21 protein-coding genes are annotated in these 18,240 nt (G+C 69.7%); 15 read left to right on the top strand and 6 right to left on the bottom strand.

Features of this window, described 5'->3' with window-relative positions:
• The first annotated feature begins 27 nt into the window (after nt 1-27).
• The 6 genes from AB0B57_RS11145 (at nt 28) to AB0B57_RS11120 (ending at nt 7,490) form a co-directional block, all read left to right on the top strand.
• The gene (locus tag AB0B57_RS11145; protein ID WP_357067774.1) at nt 28-576 is read left to right on the top strand and encodes a Uma2 family endonuclease; all 549 of its coding nucleotides are present in this window, start codon (nt 28-30) and stop codon (nt 574-576) included.
• A gap of 33 nt (nt 577-609) precedes the next feature.
• Complete coding sequence (locus AB0B57_RS11140) at nt 610-2,046, top strand: TldD/PmbA family protein (protein ID WP_357067771.1); 1,437 nt, start codon at nt 610-612, stop codon at nt 2,044-2,046.
• Nucleotides 2,043-3,455, top strand: a complete 1,413-nt coding sequence (locus AB0B57_RS11135; protein ID WP_357067769.1) for a metallopeptidase TldD-related protein — start codon at nt 2,043-2,045, stop codon at nt 3,453-3,455. The genes AB0B57_RS11140 and AB0B57_RS11135 overlap by 4 nt, the downstream gene beginning before the upstream one ends.
• 229 nt (nt 3,456-3,684) lie before the next feature.
• Nucleotides 3,685-4,491: a hypothetical protein gene (locus tag AB0B57_RS11130; RefSeq protein WP_357067767.1), complete on the top strand. Its 807-nt coding sequence runs from the start codon at nt 3,685-3,687 to the stop codon at nt 4,489-4,491.
• Nucleotides 4,492-4,503: 12 nt separating this feature from the next.
• Entirely contained in the window at nt 4,504-6,432 is a 1,929-nt protein-coding gene (locus tag AB0B57_RS11125) for a fumarate reductase/succinate dehydrogenase flavoprotein subunit (RefSeq protein ID WP_357067765.1), read from the top strand.
• Entirely contained in the window at nt 6,429-7,490 is a 1,062-nt protein-coding gene (locus AB0B57_RS11120; protein WP_357067763.1) for a succinate dehydrogenase/fumarate reductase iron-sulfur subunit, read from the top strand. The genes AB0B57_RS11125 and AB0B57_RS11120 overlap by 4 nt, the downstream gene beginning before the upstream one ends.
• A gap of 214 nt (nt 7,491-7,704) precedes the next feature.
• Here AB0B57_RS11120 and AB0B57_RS11115 read toward each other — a convergent pair whose 3' ends face one another.
• The gene (locus AB0B57_RS11115; protein WP_357067761.1) at nt 7,705-8,145 is read right to left on the bottom strand and encodes a (deoxy)nucleoside triphosphate pyrophosphohydrolase; all 441 of its coding nucleotides are present in this window, start codon (nt 8,143-8,145) and stop codon (nt 7,705-7,707) included.
• A gap of 183 nt (nt 8,146-8,328) precedes the next feature.
• Between AB0B57_RS11115 and AB0B57_RS11110 the strand changes: the two genes are divergently transcribed.
• The 4 genes from AB0B57_RS11110 to AB0B57_RS11095 all read left to right on the top strand — a co-directional run bounded on the left by AB0B57_RS11110 (nt 8,329) and on the right by AB0B57_RS11095 (nt 11,487).
• A complete protein-coding gene (locus tag AB0B57_RS11110) occupies nt 8,329-8,637 on the top strand; it encodes a 4a-hydroxytetrahydrobiopterin dehydratase (RefSeq protein WP_357067759.1) in 309 nt (102 codons plus the stop codon).
• A 51-nt stretch (nt 8,638-8,688) separates the two neighbouring features.
• Nucleotides 8,689-9,051 (top strand): PH domain-containing protein, encoded by a 363-nt coding sequence (locus tag AB0B57_RS11105; RefSeq protein ID WP_110563545.1) that lies wholly within the window; start codon nt 8,689-8,691, stop codon nt 9,049-9,051.
• 233 nt (nt 9,052-9,284) lie between these two features.
• Complete coding sequence (locus AB0B57_RS11100; RefSeq protein ID WP_357067756.1) at nt 9,285-10,016, top strand: class I SAM-dependent methyltransferase; 732 nt, start codon at nt 9,285-9,287, stop codon at nt 10,014-10,016.
• A gap of 169 nt (nt 10,017-10,185) precedes the next feature.
• The gene (locus tag AB0B57_RS11095) at nt 10,186-11,487 is read left to right on the top strand and encodes an MFS transporter (RefSeq protein ID WP_357067754.1); all 1,302 of its coding nucleotides are present in this window, start codon (nt 10,186-10,188) and stop codon (nt 11,485-11,487) included.
• On the opposite strand, the gene AB0B57_RS11090 is transcribed toward AB0B57_RS11095, so the two are convergent.
• From AB0B57_RS11090 to AB0B57_RS11080, 3 genes are read right to left on the bottom strand one after another with little or no spacing between them, the layout of a single operon-like run.
• Nucleotides 11,471-11,914, bottom strand: a complete 444-nt coding sequence (locus tag AB0B57_RS11090; RefSeq protein WP_357067751.1) for an SRPBCC domain-containing protein — start codon at nt 11,912-11,914, stop codon at nt 11,471-11,473. The two genes, AB0B57_RS11095 and AB0B57_RS11090, sit on opposite strands and share 17 nt — an antisense overlap.
• 2 nt (nt 11,915-11,916) lie before the next feature.
• Nucleotides 11,917-12,267: a metalloregulator ArsR/SmtB family transcription factor gene (locus tag AB0B57_RS11085; RefSeq protein WP_357067749.1), complete on the bottom strand. Its 351-nt coding sequence runs from the start codon at nt 12,265-12,267 to the stop codon at nt 11,917-11,919.
• Entirely contained in the window at nt 12,264-12,722 is a 459-nt protein-coding gene (locus AB0B57_RS11080; RefSeq protein WP_357067747.1) for an SRPBCC domain-containing protein, read from the bottom strand. Before AB0B57_RS11080 ends, AB0B57_RS11085 begins: the two co-directional genes overlap by 4 nt.
• 114 nt (nt 12,723-12,836) lie before the next feature.
• Here AB0B57_RS11080 and AB0B57_RS11075 point away from each other — a divergent pair, with 114 nt between their 5' ends.
• Nucleotides 12,837-13,211 (top strand): VOC family protein, encoded by a 375-nt coding sequence (locus tag AB0B57_RS11075; protein WP_357067745.1) that lies wholly within the window; start codon nt 12,837-12,839, stop codon nt 13,209-13,211.
• Between the two features lie 22 nt (nt 13,212-13,233).
• Here the strand turns inward: AB0B57_RS11075 and AB0B57_RS11070 are convergent, their stop codons facing one another.
• The gene (locus tag AB0B57_RS11070) at nt 13,234-13,983 is read right to left on the bottom strand and encodes an SDR family oxidoreductase (RefSeq protein WP_357067743.1); all 750 of its coding nucleotides are present in this window, start codon (nt 13,981-13,983) and stop codon (nt 13,234-13,236) included.
• Between the two features lie 93 nt (nt 13,984-14,076).
• Between AB0B57_RS11070 and AB0B57_RS11065 the strand changes: the two genes are divergently transcribed.
• From AB0B57_RS11065 to AB0B57_RS11055, 3 genes are all read left to right on the top strand, one after another.
• Nucleotides 14,077-14,472: a helix-turn-helix domain-containing protein gene (locus tag AB0B57_RS11065; RefSeq protein ID WP_357067893.1), complete on the top strand. Its 396-nt coding sequence runs from the start codon at nt 14,077-14,079 to the stop codon at nt 14,470-14,472.
• Nucleotides 14,473-14,584: 112 nt separating this feature from the next.
• A complete protein-coding gene (locus AB0B57_RS11060) occupies nt 14,585-15,391 on the top strand; it encodes a hypothetical protein (RefSeq protein ID WP_357067741.1) in 807 nt (268 codons plus the stop codon).
• 164 nt (nt 15,392-15,555) lie between these two features.
• The gene (locus AB0B57_RS11055) at nt 15,556-16,212 is read left to right on the top strand and encodes a phosphotransferase (RefSeq protein ID WP_357067739.1); all 657 of its coding nucleotides are present in this window, start codon (nt 15,556-15,558) and stop codon (nt 16,210-16,212) included.
• Between the two features lie 38 nt (nt 16,213-16,250).
• On the opposite strand, the gene AB0B57_RS11050 is transcribed toward AB0B57_RS11055, so the two are convergent.
• A complete protein-coding gene (locus AB0B57_RS11050) occupies nt 16,251-16,604 on the bottom strand; it encodes a metalloregulator ArsR/SmtB family transcription factor (protein ID WP_357067737.1) in 354 nt (117 codons plus the stop codon).
• Nucleotides 16,605-16,702: 98 nt separating this feature from the next.
• Here AB0B57_RS11050 and AB0B57_RS11045 point away from each other — a divergent pair, with 98 nt between their 5' ends.
• Nucleotides 16,703-17,722 carry an NADPH:quinone reductase gene (locus AB0B57_RS11045; RefSeq protein WP_357067735.1) on the top strand — a complete coding sequence of 340 codons (1,020 nt, stop codon included), beginning with the start codon at nt 16,703-16,705 and terminating at the stop codon, nt 17,720-17,722.
• Nucleotides 17,723-18,240: the final 518 nt, after the last annotated feature.

The raw sequence follows: 18,240 nt of genomic DNA, 5'->3' as shown, positions 1-18,240 counted from the left end.
GCCGATGGCACGAGGTGGAGGTGACCCATGACCGCGGCAGTGTTCGATCACGAAGGTCCGTGGACCGAAGAGGAGTTCCTCGCCCTCGGCGAGACGCAGGATCGCGTCGAACTCTTCGACTGGAGCCTCCACGTGACCCCAGGGCCCACCCCACGGCACCAACGAATCTCCCGCAAGCTCGGCAACATCCTCGAAGCAGCGGCGGAGGCGGCCGACCTTGAGCTCTTGGAGGCAGTAAACGTCCGGCTCCGGCCAGGTCGGATACCGATTCCCGATCTCGTCGTCACCAACGCAATCGATCTCGACGAGCCCAACATCGAATCGGCTGATGTCCGGCTGGTCTGCGAAATCATCTCGCCGAGCAATGCATCCACCGACAAAGTCCTCAAGATGCATTACTACGCGGCGGCTGGCATCGAGTGGTACCTGTTGGTGGAGCAGAGGACTGGCACAATGCGCCTTTATCAGCGGCAGGGCGGCCACTACGTGGAGCGGGCAACGACGAAGCGCGGCGAGGTTCTGGAACTGACCGAGCCGGTGCGGGCCACGATTCGACCGGAGGATCTCGTCCCCTGACGGGTGTCGGTCGGCTGGCCTAGGGTCGGTCGCATGACCGAGTTCGACGCGGCCACCGCCGCCGTCCAGGCCGCCCTCGACGCGGGAGCGCGGTACGCCGACGCGCGGGTGATGCACCGCCGTTACGAGTCGATGAGCGCGCGCAACGGCGACGTGGAGGAGCTGACCCAGGACGAGAGCATCGGGCTCGGTGTCCGGGCACTTGTCGGTGCGAGTTGGGGCTTCTACGCCGTACCCGATCTCTCCGACGCCGCCGCCCGCGACGCCGGCCGGCGCGCCACGCGGACCGCCATGGCGAGCGCGCGCGTGCCGGGCCCGCCTGTCGACCTGGTGGCGGTCGAGGCGGTCACCGCGACCTGGGCCTCCGGTTGCGAGATCGACCCGCTCGGGGTGCCCCTGTCGGACAAGGGCGACCTGCTGGTCGGCGCGACCCGCACGATGGCCGAACACGGCGCGGACCTGGCCGAGGGCCTGTACCAGATCTGGGACACCACGAAGTGGTTCGTGTCCAGCGAGGGGCACCGGATCGACCAGCGGATCCGCGAGTGCGGCGGTGGCATCTCGGCTACCTCGATCGGCGACGGCGAGACGCAGCGCCGGTCCTGGCCGAGCTACCGGGGGCAGTACGGCACCACCGGCTGGGAGCTGGTCGAGTCGCTCGACCTGGCCGCGCACGCCGCGCAGATCGCCGAGGAGTCCCGGGCGCTGCTCACCGCGCCGCTCTGCCCGGCCGGCGAGACCGATCTGATCCTCGGCGGCGAGCAGTTGGCCCTGCAGATCCACGAGTCGGTCGGGCACGCCATCGAGCTGGACCGGATCCTCGGCTGGGAGGCTGCGTTCGCCGGCACGTCCTGGCTGGACCTGGCCCAGCTCGGTTCGCTGCGCTACGGCTCCGAGCTGATGAACATCACCATCGATCCGACGATCCCGGGCGCGCTCGGCAGTTTCGGGTTCGACGACGAGGGCTCCCCGGCGGTCAGGCGGGACGCGGTCCGCGACGGTCGCTGGGTGGGGGTGCTGGCCGGCCGGGACTCGGCCGCGATGGCCAGCCTCGACTACGGCGGCAGCGTACGCGCCGACGGGTGGGCCCGACTGCCGATGGTGCGGATGACGAACGTCGGCCTGGAACCCGGCCCGCACACGCTGGAGGAGATCATCGCGGCGACCGACGACGGTGTGCTGATGGACCTCAACCGATCCTGGTCGATCGACGACAAACGGCTCAACTTCCAGTTCGGCTGCGAGGTCGGCTGGGAGATCAAGAAGGGGCGGCGGGGGCGGATGTTGCGCAATCCCACGTACACCGGGATCGGCCCGCTCTTCTGGCGTTCGATGGACATGCTCTCCGGCGAGACGGTCTCCTGGGGCACGCCCAACTGCGGCAAGGGCCAGCCCGGCCAGATCGGCCACACCGGCCACCCGGCCGCGCCGGCCCGGTTCAAGAACGTCCGGGTGGGGGTGTCGGCGTGAGTACGGGTGGCTCGACCGAGGTGGAGCTGGCGGGGCAGGTCGTGGAGTTGGTGCGTCGCCTGGGCGGACCGGCCGCGCAGGCCGAGGTGGTGGTGACGCGGGCGGATCTGGCGCTGACCCGGTTCGCCAACTCGGCCATCCACCAGAACGTCGCCGAGTCGACAGTCGGGGTCCGGTTGCGGGTGCACGTCGACGGTCGGACCGCCGCCGGCAGCGGCAGCGTGGTCACCGCCGACGGGTTGAGCGCCCTGGTGGAGCGCACCCTGGTGGCGGCGCGGCTCTGCCCGCCCGATCCGGGCTGGCCGGGGCTGGCCCCGCCGACGCCCACGCCGGCCGCGCCGGAGGTCGACGAGGCCACCGCCCACGCGGAGCCGGATCAGCGGGCCGACCGGGTCGGCGCTTTCGTGGCCGCGGCCGGGGGCCTCAGCTCGGCCGGTTACTGCCGTACCGCGCTCCGCTCGTCGGCGTTCGCCAACTCGGCCGGGCACACGGCGTACGGCCGCTCGGCGGAGGCGGCGATGGACGGCATCGCGCGTCTCGACGGCGCGGACGGGGTGGCCCGACGCCACGCCCACCGACTCTCCGACCTCGACGGCGCCGAGCTGGGCGCGCAGGCGGCGGCGAAGGCCCGGGCGGCGGCCGACCCGGTGGAGCTGCCACCGGGGCACTACGAGGTGGTGTTCGAGCCGGCCGCCGTGGCGGACCTGCTGCAAAACCTCTCCTGGTACGGCTTCAACGGCAAGCGGTACGCCGAGCGTCAGTCGTTCGCCGAGCCGGGGGTGGCCCAGTTCGACCGGGCGGTGACCCTGGTGGACGACCCGCTGGGCGCGTCCGGGTTGCCGTTCGACGCGGAGGGCACCGGCCGACGGGCGCTGACCCTGGTCGAGGCGGGCACCACCCGGGCGGTGGCGCACGACCGGCGAACCGCGGCCGTGGCCGGTGTGGAGTCGACCGGGCACGCGGTCGCGGGTGGCGCCACCTGGGGCCCGATGGCCCGTAACCTGCGCCTCTCCGGCGCGGCGGCCGGCCCGGCCAGCGCGACCGGCCGGAGCACCACCGGCGCGGCGGCCGGAGCGGTCGTCGACGCGGACACCGCCGCCCTGGTCACCGGCGTACGTCGAGGGTTGCTGGTCACCGATCTCTGGTACACGAGGGTGCTCGACCCGAAGAGCCTCGTCGTCACCGGGTTGACCCGCAACGGCGTCTGGCTCATCGAGGACGGCACGGTCGTGCGTGCGGTACGCGACCTGCGGTTCACCGAGTCGTACCCGCGGGCGCTCGGCCCCGGTGCCGTGCTCGGGCTGGGCGCGCGGGCGGTGCGCCAACCGGATCGGGTGGACGGTGCGTGGTGGGCCGCACCCTCGCTGCGACTGGCGTCCTGGCACTTCACCGGAGGCGCTTCCGGGTGACCTTCCCGACCGGCGCGGCACGGCTTTTCCGCAGGCCAGACACACGGGACACTCCCTTGCGCGGACGGCTCGGGGAGATCGGCGTAACGTGTGTCACTTAGCTGCGTCGGTCGATCCGGCGTGGTCGTTGGTGTGCGCATGACGTGGCAGCGGGTGCGGGTTGCCGGTCCGCGTGCCGACCGGAGAAAGATCAGCCCGCCCGTACGGGCCCGTCGAGGAGACGACTCGAATGACTTCAACGGCAACGAGGCCGCGGAAAGCGCGGGCGCGCGCCGCCATCGCGGCGAAGACGTTGCGTACCGACCGCTGGTGGTTCGCTCCGCTGATCACCGTGATCGGGCTCAGCGCCTGGGTGGCGTACGCGACGGTCCGGGTCTTCCAGCACGACAACTACTGGGTCGACGCGTACCACTACCTGACCCCGTTCTACTCCCCGTGCGTGACCGACAGGTGCGTCGAGGCAGCCTCGCACTTCGGCCGGTTCCTGCCCGGCTGGTGGGTCATTCCGGATGCCGCGCTGACCCTGCCGTTCCTGCTGTTGTTCCGGCTCACCTGCTACTACTACCGCAAGGCCTACTACCGGTCGTTCTGGCTGTCGCCGCCGGCCTGCGCCGTCCCGGACGGCCACAAGGAGTACGCCGGTGAGACCCGCTTCCCGCTGCTCGGCCAGAACCTGCACCGCTACTTCTTCTACGCCGCCGCGATCATCTCGCTGATCAACACCTGGGACGCGATCCTCGCCTTCCACTCGCCGAAGGGCTTCGGCTTCGGGCTGGGCAACATCATCCTTCTGGTCAACGTGGTGGCGCTCTGGGCGTACACGATCTCCTGCCACTCGTGCCGGCACATCATCGGCGGCCGGCTCAAGCACTTCTCCAAGCACCCGGTGCGGTACAAGGCCTGGACGTTCGTCTCGGCGTTGAACGTCCGGCACATGCAGCTCGCCTGGATCACCCTCGGCACCCTGGCGCTCGCCGACTTCTACATCATGGCGCTCGCGGCCGAGTGGTTCTCCGACCTGCGGTTCATCAACTAAAGGGCCCCTGACATGACCACTACCACTCGCATCGAGCGACACCACTACGACGTCGTCGTCATCGGGGCCGGCGGCGCCGGTCTGCGCGCGGCGATCGAGGCCCGGCTCGCCGGCAAGAAGACCGCGATCATCTCCAAGTCGCTCTTCGGCAAGGCGCACACGGTGATGGCCGAGGGCGGCGCGGCAGCCGCCATGGGCAACGTGAACAGCCGGGACAACTGGCAGGTGCACTTCCGCGACACCATGCGCGGCGGCAAGTTCCTCAACAACTTCCGGATGGCCGAGCTGCACGCGAAGGAGTCGCCGCAGCGGATCTGGGAGCTGGAGACGTACGGTGCGCTCTTCGACCGCACCAAGGACGGCAAGATCTCGCAGCGCAACTTCGGTGGCCACGAGTACCCGCGCCTGGCGCACGTGGGTGACCGGACCGGCCTGGAGCTGATCCGCACCCTCCAGCAGAAGATCGTGTCGCTCCAGCAGGAGGACCAACGGGAGTTCGGCTCGTACGATGCCCGGATCAAGGTGTTCTCCGAGACCACCATCACCGAACTGCTGCTCGACGGTGACCGGGTCGCCGGCGCGTTCGGCTACTACCGCGAGTCCGGTGAGTTCATCCTCTTCGAGGCGCCGGCCGTCGTGCTGGCCACCGGCGGGGTCGGACGCTCCTACAAGGTCACCTCGAACTCCTGGGAGTACACCGGGGACGGGCACGCGTTGGCGCTGCGCGCCGGGGCCACGCTGATCAACATGGAGTTCCTCCAGTTCCACCCGACCGGCATGGTCTGGCCGCCCTCGGTGAAGGGCATCCTGGTCACCGAGTCGGTGCGTGGTGACGGTGGCGTGCTGAAGAACTCCGAGGGCAAGCGGTTCATGTTCGACTACGTCCCCGACGTCTTCCGCAAGCAGTACGCGGAGACCGAGGAGGAGGCGGACCGCTGGTACACCGACCCGGACAACAACCGGCGTCCGCCGGAGCTGCTGCCCCGCGACGAGGTGGCCCGCGCGATCAACAGTGAGGTCAAGGCCGGTCGGGGCTCCCCCGCCGGTGGCGTCTTCCTGGACATCGCGAGCCGGCGTTCGGCCGACGAGATCCGCCGGCGGCTGCCGTCGATGTACCACCAGTTCAAGGAGCTGGCCGACGTCGACATCACCGCCGAGCCGATGGAGGTCGGGCCGACCTGCCACTACGTGATGGGCGGCGTGGAGGTCGACCCGGACTCGGGTGCCGCCTTCGGCCACGTACGCGGGCTGTTCGCGGCCGGTGAGGTCTCCGGCGGCATGCACGGCTCCAACCGACTGGGCGGCAACTCGCTGTCCGACCTGCTGGTCTTCGGCAAGCGGGCGGGCGGGCACGCGGCCAGCTACGCCGACGGGCTGGCCGCCCGGCCGAAGGTGGCCGTGGACGCGGTCGAGGCCGCCGTGGAGACCGCGCTCGCCCCGCTGCAGCGGGACACCGGCGAGAGCCCGTACACCCTCCAGCAGGACCTCCAGGTCGTCATGGGGGATTTAGTAGGAATCATTCGGCGCGAGGGCGAGCTGGCCGACGCGCTGGTACGGCTGGCCGAGCTGCGCGAGCGGGTCGCCAAGGTGAGCGCGTTCGGCGGCCGGCGCTACAACCCCGGCTGGCACCTGGCACTGGACCTGCGCAACATGCTCGTGGTCTCGGAGTGCACCGCGAAGGCGGCGCTGGAGCGGCAGGAGTCGCGCGGCGGGCACACCCGGGAGGACTATCCGGCGATGGAGCCGAAGTGGCGGCAGGTCAACCTGGTCTGCTCGCTGGACGGCGACGCCGTACGCCTGACCCGCAAGCCGCTGCCGAAGATGCGGCCGGAGCTGATCGGCCTCTTCGACCGGGCCGAGCTGGCCAAGTACCTCACCGACGAGGAGCTCGCCGACTTCGACGCCCTCGTTGCCGACGCTGGAGAGGCGGACAACCGATGAGCGCGAAGCGTCAGTTCCGGATCTGGCGGGGTGACGAGACCGGCGGGGACCTCCAGGACTACATGGTCGAGGTGAACGAGGGCGAGGTCGTCCTCGACGTCATCCACCGCCTCCAGGCCACCGACGCGCCCGACCTGGCCTGCCGGTGGAACTGCAAGGCCGGCAAGTGCGGCTCCTGTTCCATGGAGATCAACGGCAAGCCGCGGTTGGGCTGCATGACCCGGATGTCGACCTTCGGCGACGAGGAGACCGTCACGGTCACCCCGCTGCGGACCTTCCCGGTCATCCGGGACCTGGTCACCGACGTCTCGTTCAACTACGAGAAGGCGCGGGAGACTCCGGCGTTCGCCCCGCCGGCGGACGTGGCCCCGGGTGACTACCGGATGCAGCAGGTCGACGTCGAGCGCTCGCAGGAGTTCCGCAAGTGCATCGAGTGCTTCCTGTGCCAGACGGTCTGCCACGTGATCCGCGACCACGAGGAGAACAAGCAGGCGTTCTCCGGTCCGCGGTACTTCATCCGGGCGGCCGAGCTGGACATGCACCCGCTGGACAGCCGGACCGACCGCAAGGAGTACGCGCAGGCCGAACAGGGCCTCGGCTTCTGCAACATCACCAAGTGCTGCACCGAGGTCTGCCCCGAGCACATCAAGATCACTGACAACGGGATCATCCCCATGAAGGAACGGGTCGTCGACCGCAGGTACGATCCCCTTGTGTGGCTTGGTAGCAAGATCTTCCGTCGGGGCGAGACGCCCCAGACCAGCGTGACCACCGCCCGTCCGGGCTCGGCGACGCCGGGCTCCGCCCGGGGTGGGGTGCACTCGCACGCGGGTGGCTCCCACGACCCGCGGGCCGAGGCGCAGGCGCAGAGCGGCGTGAACTGGGACCGGGAGGTGCCCCACCCGACCGCTCCGGCGGTCGACGACCGGGGCAAGCTGCCGCTGACCGAGCTCACATTCGACCGGGCGGCCGCGCCGTCACCGTTCGGTGACGACGTGACCTTCCCGCTGCCCCCGGAGCACCTCAACTTCGCACACCCAGACCAGGACAAGCACTAAAACCCGCAACGAAGGTGGGGGCCGCGGCAACAGCCGCGGCCCCCACTCCGTTCCCCCACCCCACCCCCACCCCGCCCCCGCCCCGCCCCGCCCGTTGATCATGGAGTTATTGCCCGCTCGCTCGGCGTGTCGCGACAATAACTTCATGATCAACGGGAGCTGAGGGGGCGGGGGCGGGGCGAGGGACCGGGGGGCGGGGCGGGGCGGGGCGGGGTTAGGGGGTTTTGAGGAGTTGGCGGAGGGCGGCCACGATGGGGGTGTCGGCGGGGAGCCAGGTGACCGAGTCCAGTTCGTTGGCCGCGAGCCAGCGCAGCGCCTCGTGTTCCAGCGCCTGCGGCTGGTCGTCGTCCAGCAGCCGGGCGGTGTACACCTTCAGCACCGAACGACCGTGTGCCATCCGGACATCGCGGCCGACCCGGTCGCCGATCTCGACGCGTACGGCCAACTCCTCGGCGCACTCCCGGATCAGCGCGTCGGTTTCGGTCTCCCCCGGCTCGACCTTCCCGCCGGGGAACTCCCACATCCCCGCCACCTCCGGCGGGGCGGCACGCGCACAGGCGAGCACCCGCCCGTCCCGGATGATCGCCGCACCGACGATCACCTTCAGGTCTCGTCGTTCGGTCTGCCCGCCGTCATTCGCCCGTTCGGTCCGCACGGGCGTCCAGGGTGCCAGATCAATCGGCGGTTTGGGTACCGTAGCCGTCCGCTAGGCCAACAGAACACGGAAGTGTGGGCGTGGACACCCCTTCCGAGCGGCGACAGACTAGAGGACACCGACAAGACACGGGATGGCGACGATTTGGCCACGAGCCGACAACGGCGCTTGGGGGGTGCGGTGATGCGCGTGCTGTTCAACAGCAGGGCCAAGCACGACTATCTCTCCGACGCGTTGACCTTGCTATCTGGTTGGACGCGCGAAGGCGAGCAGATCCGACGGACGCTCGCGATCGACGACAGCCAGCACGCCGCCCTGACCGAACGGGTCAAGGTCGTCGCTGACGCACTGCACCTGCGCCCCGAGATCAGCCGCCTGCCCGACAGCACCCAGATCCGGGTCGGTCATGGCAACGGCGAGCCGCTGACCGAGGGTGAGGTCCTGTTGGCCGCCCGCATCGAGGACGCGTACCGGGCGGTCACCGAGTCCTGACGCCCGTCGCTCTCGCGGGCGGGCTGGCACCGGTTTTCTAGCCTTGGACCCATGGCGAACATCGCGTACGACCGCAAAGAGCAGGTCCAGCAGATCGAGAGCGGCCTCCTCGACGGCGAGCAGATCATCGCCGTCTACGACGCGGTCGGCACCGGCACCGGGTTCATCGGGCTGACGGACCGTCGCGTGATCATCCAGGACCGCTCGTTCATCGGGAAGCGGTTCGCGATCACCAGCATCCCGTACTCGAAGATCACCAGCGTGAGTGTGGTCAGCAACAAGTCCTGGGGTGGCTCGTTCTTCTCCACCGGTGCGATCGCGATCCACGTGGGGACGCACACCTACGAGGTGGAGTTCCGTGGCGCGCAGAAGAGCCACCACGTGCACAACGTGATCCTGCACCACATCTCCTGACCGCCCGAGCACCGCGGCCCGGCTGGCATATATGCCTTGCCGGGCCGCAGCCGTCTCTGGTCTGCTCGGTCCACAGCCGCGCGAAGGGAGCAGCCACCATGCCGAACACGACGAAGTCCCTCCGACCCAACGTCACCCGACTTGAGGAATCGAGGCTTCGTGAGCAGATCTGCTCCGACTCCCCCGGCGCGGGAGCGCGCCACTGACCCCCTGACCAACCCCGGAGGCCGCTGATGTCGGTCTTCGACGATCCCGGCCTCTTCGGCCGGTTGTGGGCCGCCGGCTACGACAGCCCCGGCAACCCCGACCCGGTGCCAGCCGTCGATTTCCTGGCCGACCTGGCCGACGGTGGACCAGTTCTCGAACTGGCGATCGGCACCGGCCGGGTCGCGCTGCCGCTGGCCGAGCGAGGTCTCGACGTGCACGGTGTCGAGGCGTCCGAGGAGATGGTGGCGCAGCTGCGGGCCAAGCCCGGCGGCGACCGGATCCCGGTGGTCGTCGCCGACATGGCGGACGTACCGGTGACGGGTGAGTTCCGGCTCGCGTACCTGGTCTTCAACACGCTGTTCAACCTGGTGGACGCCGGGCGGCAGGCGGACTGTTTCCGCAACGTCGCCCGGGTGTTGTCGCCTGGCGGGGCGTTCGTCATCGAGACGTTCGTGCCCGACCCGCGCACCTTCGACGCCGACGAGCAGGTGCAGGTCTGGGGCGTCACCGAGGACTCCGCGACGATCCGACTGCATCGGTACGACCGACCGGCGCAGTCCTTCATCCGGCAGACCATCACCTTCGACGCTGACGGTGTGCACCTGAAGCCGTTCGCCATGCGGTATGCCTGGCCGCACCAGATCGACGAGATGGCGCAGCAGGCAGGGCTCCGGCTCACCGAGCGGTACGCCGACTGGCACCGGCGGCCGTTCACCGCCGACAGCACGTCCCACATCTCCGTCTACCGAGCGGAGTAACGGCGGCTGGTCGACTCCGGTTCCGGGATTCCGGGGTGTCGAGGTCTCCTTGACCCCCCGACTTCAAAGAACCGGAGTCGATCTCCGCCGCCGCCCTTTCGCCCTGGGCTGATTCTGCTGTTGGCAGTCTTTGTTGATCCGCAGGGTCCGCGAGGGGTCAGCTGGCTCCATGACAGCCCGGTTTCCGCGCTCCTCGCCGTACTGGCCGGTGGTCAGTCACCCGCAACTTCGGCGCGTCCTACCCGGGCTCGCCGTGTCGGCGTTGGGCGACGGCATGGCGGTGGTCGCGGTGACCTGGCTCGCCATCGACCTCGCACCGGCGGACCGGCGCGGCATCTGGATCGCGCTGGCCATGGCGGCGTACTCCGTGCCGAGCGCGGTCGGGACTGTCGTCTTCGGCCGGCTGCTGCGCGGGCGCGGCGGCGCCCAGCTCGCCGGGTGGGACGCGATCCTGCGGGCGGGCGCGCTCGCGGCGATCCCCGTCGCCCACCTCGCGGGTGTGCTCACCCTCGGGCTGTACGTGGTCCTGCTGGCCGCGTCGGCGCTGTTGCACTCGTGGGGCTCGGCCGGGCGGTTCACCCTGATCGCCGAGCTGCTGCCGCAGCGCCACCACCTGCCCGCGAACGCGCTGCTCGGCACCATCGCCGGGTTCGCCACGATCGTCGGCCCCCCATTGGCGGGCCTCCTGATCGGCTGGGCGGGGCCGGTGTGGGTCATCGCCATCGACGCCGCCACCTTCGCCGCGCTGGCCCTCACGTACCGCCTCGCTCTTCCCACCACCGACGGCGTCCAGCGGGCCGAGCGCGGCGCATCGCGGACCGCCGGCTTCGCGGTCATCCGCCGCGACCCGGCCCTGCTGGGACTCCTGCTGCTGAGCCTGGGGTTCTTCTTCCTCTTCGGGCCGGTGTACGTGGCGATGCCGATCCACATCACCGACGACCTGCACGCCTCGGCGACGCTGCTCGGGATCTTCTACACCGCCTTCGGCGTCGGCGGTCTCGTCGGCGGTCTGGTCGCCGGTTACCTGCGCCGCTGGCCGCTGCGGGCCACCACCATCGGCATCGTCGTCGGGTTCGGGGCAACCATGCTGCCCCTCGGCCTGGGTGCGCCGCTCGTCGTGTCGTTGCCGGCCTTCGCCCTGGCGGGCCTGATCTGGGCGCCGTACATGTCCACGTCGATGGCGCTCTTCCAGCGCAGTACGTCGACCGCGCAACTGCCGGCGGTGCTCGCCGCGAACGGTGCCATCCTCGTCCTGGCGGTGCCCCTGGGCACCATGCTGGGCGGGCCACTGGTGGGTGCCGTGGGCGCCCGCCCGACGCTGCTGTTCTGCGCCGTGGCGATAGTGGCCCTCGGCCTGATCGCCGGAGGGTTCGCGATCTCGCGGCGGAGCGCGGGAACCCCCGGCGGCTCGCGGCGGAACGCGCGAACCCCCGGCGGCCCGACCGGCACCGAGGTCAGTGCCCGGCGCTGATCTGCACGTCGTCCGGTGCCGGCCGACCGTGCCCCGTCTCCATCAGCGCCTTGAGGCTCAGCAGGAACGTCGCCCACTTGGTGCTGCACTGGTGCATGAGCTCGGTCGGCTCGCGCCAGCCCTCGTGCCTGAACTGGACGACGGTGAACTCGCCACGCTGTTCGAGACGCCAGTCGATCTCGGTGCCGATCCACTCCGCGGGGCCGTCGATGACCCGCCACCGCACCCGGCCGGCCGGGTCCAGCTCAAGGATGTCCAGGTCGAACCCAGGGTCGTCGCCGAACCGGACCGCCAGCCGGCCGCCGACCTCGCTCTTGCCGGTCGTGTCGACCGACCACCAGCCGGCAACGCCCTTGGGAGTTGCCACCGCTCGGTAGACGTCGTCGAGTGCGGCGACGGCGCCGACCTGGTGCAGGATGTCGACCACTGTCAGTCTCCTTCGTTGGTGTGGCGGCTGCGCTCGATCGCCTCGGCGATCCGCTTGATCCGGCGGAGCCGGGCGTCCCAGCTGGAGCCCACCGCCGACAGCTGCGCGACGGCACGGGCGAGCTGCACCTCGTCGACCTGGTAGTGGCGCTCACGACCGGCCGGCTCGGCGTGGATCAGCCCCACCCGGTCCAGGACGGCCAGGTGCTTCGCGACGGCCTGCCGGGTGACCGGTAGCCGCCGGCTCAGCGACGTCGCGGTGCCCGGCCCGTCGGAGAGCAGAAGATCGATCATCGTACGCCGGGTCGGGTCGCCGATCGCCGACCACAGCTCGTCGTCGACCACGGTGCTCACGGCGTGGCGACCAGCCGCGCGACGTACCCGCCCAGCCGGGGCAGGTAGTGGTCCCAACCGTTCTCGTGGTCCTGGTACTGCGCCTCCAGCACGGCGACCTCCCAGCCCATCTCGCGGAAGCCGGTCTCGGTCATCCGGATCTGCGTCCCCGTGCCGGTGGGGATCAGGTCGAAGGTGACGAGCAGCGCCGGCCCACTGCGGTCCGGCTCGGTGAAGCACCACCGGAAGGAGAATCGCTTCGGCGGGTCGACCTCGACGACGGCGAACGCGACGGTCGTCGTCTCGCCGGTGTCGGCGTTGCGCCACACCAGCTCGCCGGGCGCGCCCGCGACCGACTCGAACCGCGCGTCGTCGGGCCACCACTGCCGCATGTGCTCGGGCTGACTGACCACCTCGAAGACCACCTCGGGTGACGCGTCGACGTGGATGTCCCGTTCGATGGTTCCCTGCTCCATGTGCCCACCCTTTCGCAACCTTTGGTTGCACTTAACCTACGGCAGCTCCGACTCTCGCGCAACCTCTAGTTGCATGTCGCGGTCGCGTCGCACCCGGGGCGGACAATGGCGTTCATGTCTGAGTCATCTCCGCACCAGCACCACGCCATCGACTACGTCGAGCTCACGGTGACGAACCTCGCCGAGGCCAAGCGCTTCTACGCCGACGCGTTCGGCTGGCAGTTCAACGACTACGGCCCCGGGTACGCGGGCATCCGCAGCCCGCACGGCGACGCCGCACCCGAGGTGGGCGGCCTCCGCCTGGACCAGACCGTCCGGGCGGGCGGCCCACTGGTGCTGCTCTACTCAGGCGATCTGGACCGGTCCGTGCAGGCCGTGAAGGAGGCCGGTGGTCAGGTGGTCAACGGGCCGTACGAGTTCCCCGGGGGCCGCCGGTTCCACTTCACCGACCCCAGCGGCAACGAGCTGGGCGCCTGGGCCGAGCAGTAACGCGCGGAGAATCGTAGGGGCGTCAGCGCAAGCCTCCAGAAGCGAGGATGACGTCCCCGGTGATCCAGCGCGCGTCGTCGGAAGCCAGGAAGGCCACAAGCGGGCCGTAGTCGTCAGGGCTACCCGTACGGCCCAGGGGGGTGACGGCAATCGCCTGTGCCTCGTGATCCGACCCGACATAGCCCATGGCTCTGGTGCCGTCGGTGTCCGACGGTCCGGGCATGATCGCGTTGACCCGGATGCCGCGCGGGCCCAACTCCTTGGACGCAACGATGGTGAAGGCGTTGACGGCGCTCTTGGACGCGACGTAGAGCGAGGCGTACGGAGGGTGGCTGAGAGTGCCGGCCGTCGAGACGTTGATGATCGACGCCGCGTCGATGTCGTCCTGCGCGGCCAGGGCCTGCGTAGTCAGGATCGTGCCCAGCAGGTTCGTGGTCATCTCACGCTGGAACTCGTCCCCGGTGATGCTCGACAGTGGCGCGAACGTGGCGACGGCCGCATTGTTCACGAGCACGTCGACCGGGCCGAACACCTCGCGTGCCCGGTCGAAGAGGCGGCGCACATCGTCGCTGCTGGCCACGTCCGCCTGGACCGCGATCGCTCGGCCGTCCTTGGCGGTGATGCCCGCGACCACCCGCTCGGCACCCTGCGCGTCCCCCCGGTAGTTCACCACGACGGCAGCGCCGCTCTCGGCAAGAGCCGCGGCGATCCCCGCACCCAGGCCCTTCGACGCGCCCGTGACGATCGCCGTACGTCCGTTGTTGCTGCTCACAGTGACTCCTTGGCCAGTAGTGCCTGGAGAAGTCACCATAGAAAAGCTACTTACTGGTGGGAAGTAGGTACTTTTTTGTAAGCTCCTGTCGTGATGGAAACAGAGCAGGCCGCGACAGCCGCCCGGCTCCTGGCCTATGACACCTTCGACAACAAGTGCCTACTCAGACCGATCATGGATCAGACAACAAGCCGCTGGGCGACGCTGATCATGGCGGCCCTCATCGCCGGCCCGCATCGCTTCGCGCAGTTGCACGCACGAGTCGGTGGCATCAGCCAGAAAATGCTGTCGCAGAACCTCAAAGCACTGGCCCGGGCCGGGCTTGTCGCCCGCCATGTGGCACCCACCAACCCGCCCCAGGTCACCTACAGCCTGACGGAACTCGGTGTCAGCCTGGCCGGACCACTCACCGATCTCATCCGATGGTTCGGCCAACACGGAGACGAGCTCCTCGCCGCCCAGAAGCACTACGACAGCCAGCAGGAATGACGCGGTGACGCGCAAACCACGCCGAGCGGGCCGGCGAGTTCAGTGATCGTCGTCGGAGCGTCCGGGGCGCGGGCCACTCGCCGAAGATCATCTGGTGCGGCACAGTGATCCCATGACCGGCAGAGGATTGACCGTCGACGGTTGGATCGCGCGGGAAGGTGCGCTGAGTCGGGTCCCACCGGAATTCGCCGGTGTTGTCGACGCGGCACGCACCCGGACAGCCGAGTCTTTTGGCGGCGGCCGACTGCACAGCGCCTACCTCTACGGCAGCATTCCGCGTGGCACCGCCGTACCCGGAATCTCCGATCTTGATTTGTTGCTCGCTCTGCACGCCGAGCCGACGGAGGCCGACCGCCTGGATGCCACGCGGATCGAGCAAGCCCTCGACCAGTCCTTCGACGAGATCGACGGCGTGGGCATCCTGCTGTTCAGCGCACGCACCCTGCTCAGCGAGCTTGAACGTCACGATCTCGGCTTCTTCGTCGCCTGCCTGTGCACTCCCTTGCTGGGCGACGACCTCGCCGACCAACTCCCCGGCTACCGGCCCACTCCCCTGCTCGCCCGCGAGACAAACGGCGACCTGTCGATCGCGCTTCCCAACTGGCGTGGGCAAGCGGCCCAAGCGAGCACCGACAACCACCGTAGGAGCCTCTGCCGGCTCGTCGCTCGTCGCATCGTCAGAACGGGATTCACGCTGGTCATGCCCCGCTGGGGAGGCTGGACAAGCGACCTCACCGAGTCCGCCGAGGCGTTCGGTCTCTACTACCCGGAACGCGCCGAGCAGATGCGCGCCGCTGCGAGGATCGGGCACGCGCCCTCGGCGGATCCGGCGGTACTACTCCACCTCATCGACGACCTGGGGCCATGGCTCGCGGTGGAGTACGCGGCCGTCCATGGTGAGAAGGCGGTTCGTCCCTGACGTTGCACCATGCCCTATCGGAGGTCGGCACCGCTCATCACCCGACAGCCGAACATGTCGGCGAGGACAGCGCGCTGATGGTCGGTCAAGGGGTTCACGAAGACCGCGACGTCGACCCCATCCAGCCGGCAGGCGTCGGCGACTTCACGGGTTACCGTCGGGGCGTGGTGGATCCGGTTCCGCTGGCGTCGGGCCGAGACGCCGACGTCTTCGCCATCGACGATCGGCGCGTCCTCCGCCGCTACCGCAGCGGTGGAGACGTGGCCGCCGAGGCGGCAGTCATGGCGTACGTGGGCAGCCTGGGATTTCCCGTACCCACTGTGTACGAGGCACGCGGGACCGATCTGGTCATGGAACGCCTGGACGGGGGCACCATGCTGTCGGCGCTCATCGCCGGTCAGCTCGATGCCCTGGCGGCAGCCGACTGTCTGGCGGATCTGCATCGCCGACTCCACGCGTTGCCGCCCCGGCTCGGCGAACGCGACGGGGACCGGATCCTGCACCTCGACCTGCACCCGGACAACGTCATGCTGACGTCACGGGGACCGGTCCTCATCGACTGGCGCAACGCCACCGAGGGGCCGCCAGAACTCGATGTCGCGCTCTCCGCCGTCATCCTCGCCCAGGTGGCTGTCGATGGCGAGCACCCCCTGGCCCCGCCGGTCGCAACGCTGTTGGCTGCCTTCCTGGACCGCGTCGGCGGCAGCCTGCTGACCGTGCTGGACCACGCCCTGGCGGTACGGCGAAAGGATCCGGCACTCACCACACCCGAGCGGGCGCGACTCGACGCCGCCGCCGTCCTCATCACCGGTCACTGGTAGGACCCGGCGGGGGTTGGTGGCGCTCGTCCTCGTCCGGGTCATCCGGTCGCGGCGGGCGTCTCCGCAGCGGAACGGGCCGGGTCGGGTTCGCGCAGCATGCTCAGCAGCCCGGGAAAGCGTTGTTCCACGTCGTCGTAACGAAGCGTGACCAGCCGACGAATGCCGTCGACGCGCGTACGGATCAGGCCGGCATCGCGCAGCACCTTGATGTGGTGCGACAGCGTCGACTTGCCGATGGTGACGCCGGTCCCCTTGAGGATGTCGCTGCCGCAGGTCCAGTCCCCCGCGGCGGCGAGGGCACGCACGAGCGTGAGCCGCACCGGGTCGGCGAGCGCGCTGAGCACGACGTCGATCGTCACGGTCTCGATGGCGGGTTCGATCACCTCGGTCACGGGACGAAGCCTAGCCAGGTCTTGCGAAATGTTCGACTTGCATCGAACTGTTCGATCCAGCTCGAACGGTACGATGTGAATCGAACAAAGGATGGATCATGAAGGCGATCATCTACCGCGACACCGGCGGCCCCGACGTGCTCCAGCTCGTCGAGCATGACCGACCCACGCCCGCACCCGGCGAGGTCCGCGTCCGGGTTGCCGTGTCCGGGGTCAACCCGACCGACTGGCAGGCCCGCTCCGGCACCGCCCACCGCAAGCTGTCCTCCGAGATCACCCCGCACCTCGACGGCGCCGGCGTGGTCGACGCCGTCGGTGACGGGGTTGACCCGGGCCGCGTCGGTCAGCGTGTCTGGCTGTTCATGGCCGCCGCCGGGCGGCCCACCGGCACCGCCGCCGAGTTCACAGTCGTACCCGCCGATCAGGCCGTGCCGCTGCCGGACGCGGCCGGTTTCGACGTCGGTGCCTCGCTCGGCGTCCCCGCGCTCACCGCTCATCGCGCACTCACCGTCGCCGAGGACGGACCACACCGGCTGCGCCCCGGCGCACTCGACGGCAAGGTCGTGCTCGCCGCCGGCGGAGCCGGCGCGGTCGGGCACGCGGTGATCCAGCTCGCCCGATGGGCCGGCGCCACCGTGATCAGCACGGTCAGCGGCCCGGAGAAGGCCACGCTGGCCACCGCGGCCGGAGCCCACCACACCATCAACTACCGCGAGGGCGACCCGGCCGCCGCCATCCGGGCGATCACCCCTGCCGGCGTCGACATCGTCGCCGAGGTGGCGCTCGGCGCAAACCTCGCTCTGGACCTAGCCGTGCTGCGCATCCGCGGCACGATCGCGACGTACGCCAACGAGGGCGGACATGCGGTCGAGCTGAACGTGGGTCAGAACATGGTGCTGAACACCCGCCTGCAGTTCCTGGTGCTCTACACGGCTGGCCCGCAGGCACGCGCCGCAGCCGTCGAGGACGTCACCGCCGCTCTCCACGACGGCGCTCTGCCGGTCGGCGAGGAGCACGGCCTGGCACTGCTCCGCTTTCCGCTGCACCGCACCGCCGATGCGCATCGAGCGGTCGAGGCCGGCGCGGTCGGCAAGGTGCTGGTGGACGTCACACCCTGAGGTCAGCCGGCCACCGCAGCCCGTCTTTACCGACCTGCGGTGGGACCTGACCTGTGAGACCAGGCCGGGTCAGACGTTGAAGCGGAACTAAGAGCCGGGATTCCCTTACCAGCGGCGGCACCGTCCGGCACCTGATCACACGCCGTCTTGGGCTCTCAGCGTTGTTCGTTAGTTGACGACGTTTCACGGTGCCTTGTGCCCCCTGTGTGCCCCAGAACCCGGCGCTACCGCTTCCGACGCCATTCGAGGCGACCTCGATGCGCCGCCACAACCGGGACGTCCCCCTCGCTGGACGTACAGCACCTCGTCCTCAACCCACCAGACGTCGCCAACGCGAAGAAAGACCGGCAACTCCAACGTCAGGGCAAGAAGACAGCCTCCGGAACTGCCGGGCAGCCCTTCCAGGTCATCCACCAGTTCCATCCGGCCGGCGGTCAGGGGCTCGGTCATCACGTCACCATCTTGCCGTTGTTCGGGCGGGCCGCGACGACTCCTTGACCCCCAGGCAACCAGCCGAA

The sequence above is a fragment of the Micromonospora sp. NPDC049101 genome, from assembly GCF_040648675.1.
GTDB lineage: Bacteria > Actinomycetota > Actinomycetes > Mycobacteriales > Micromonosporaceae > Micromonospora.
This window is presented reverse-complemented; position numbering and strand designations above follow the sequence as displayed.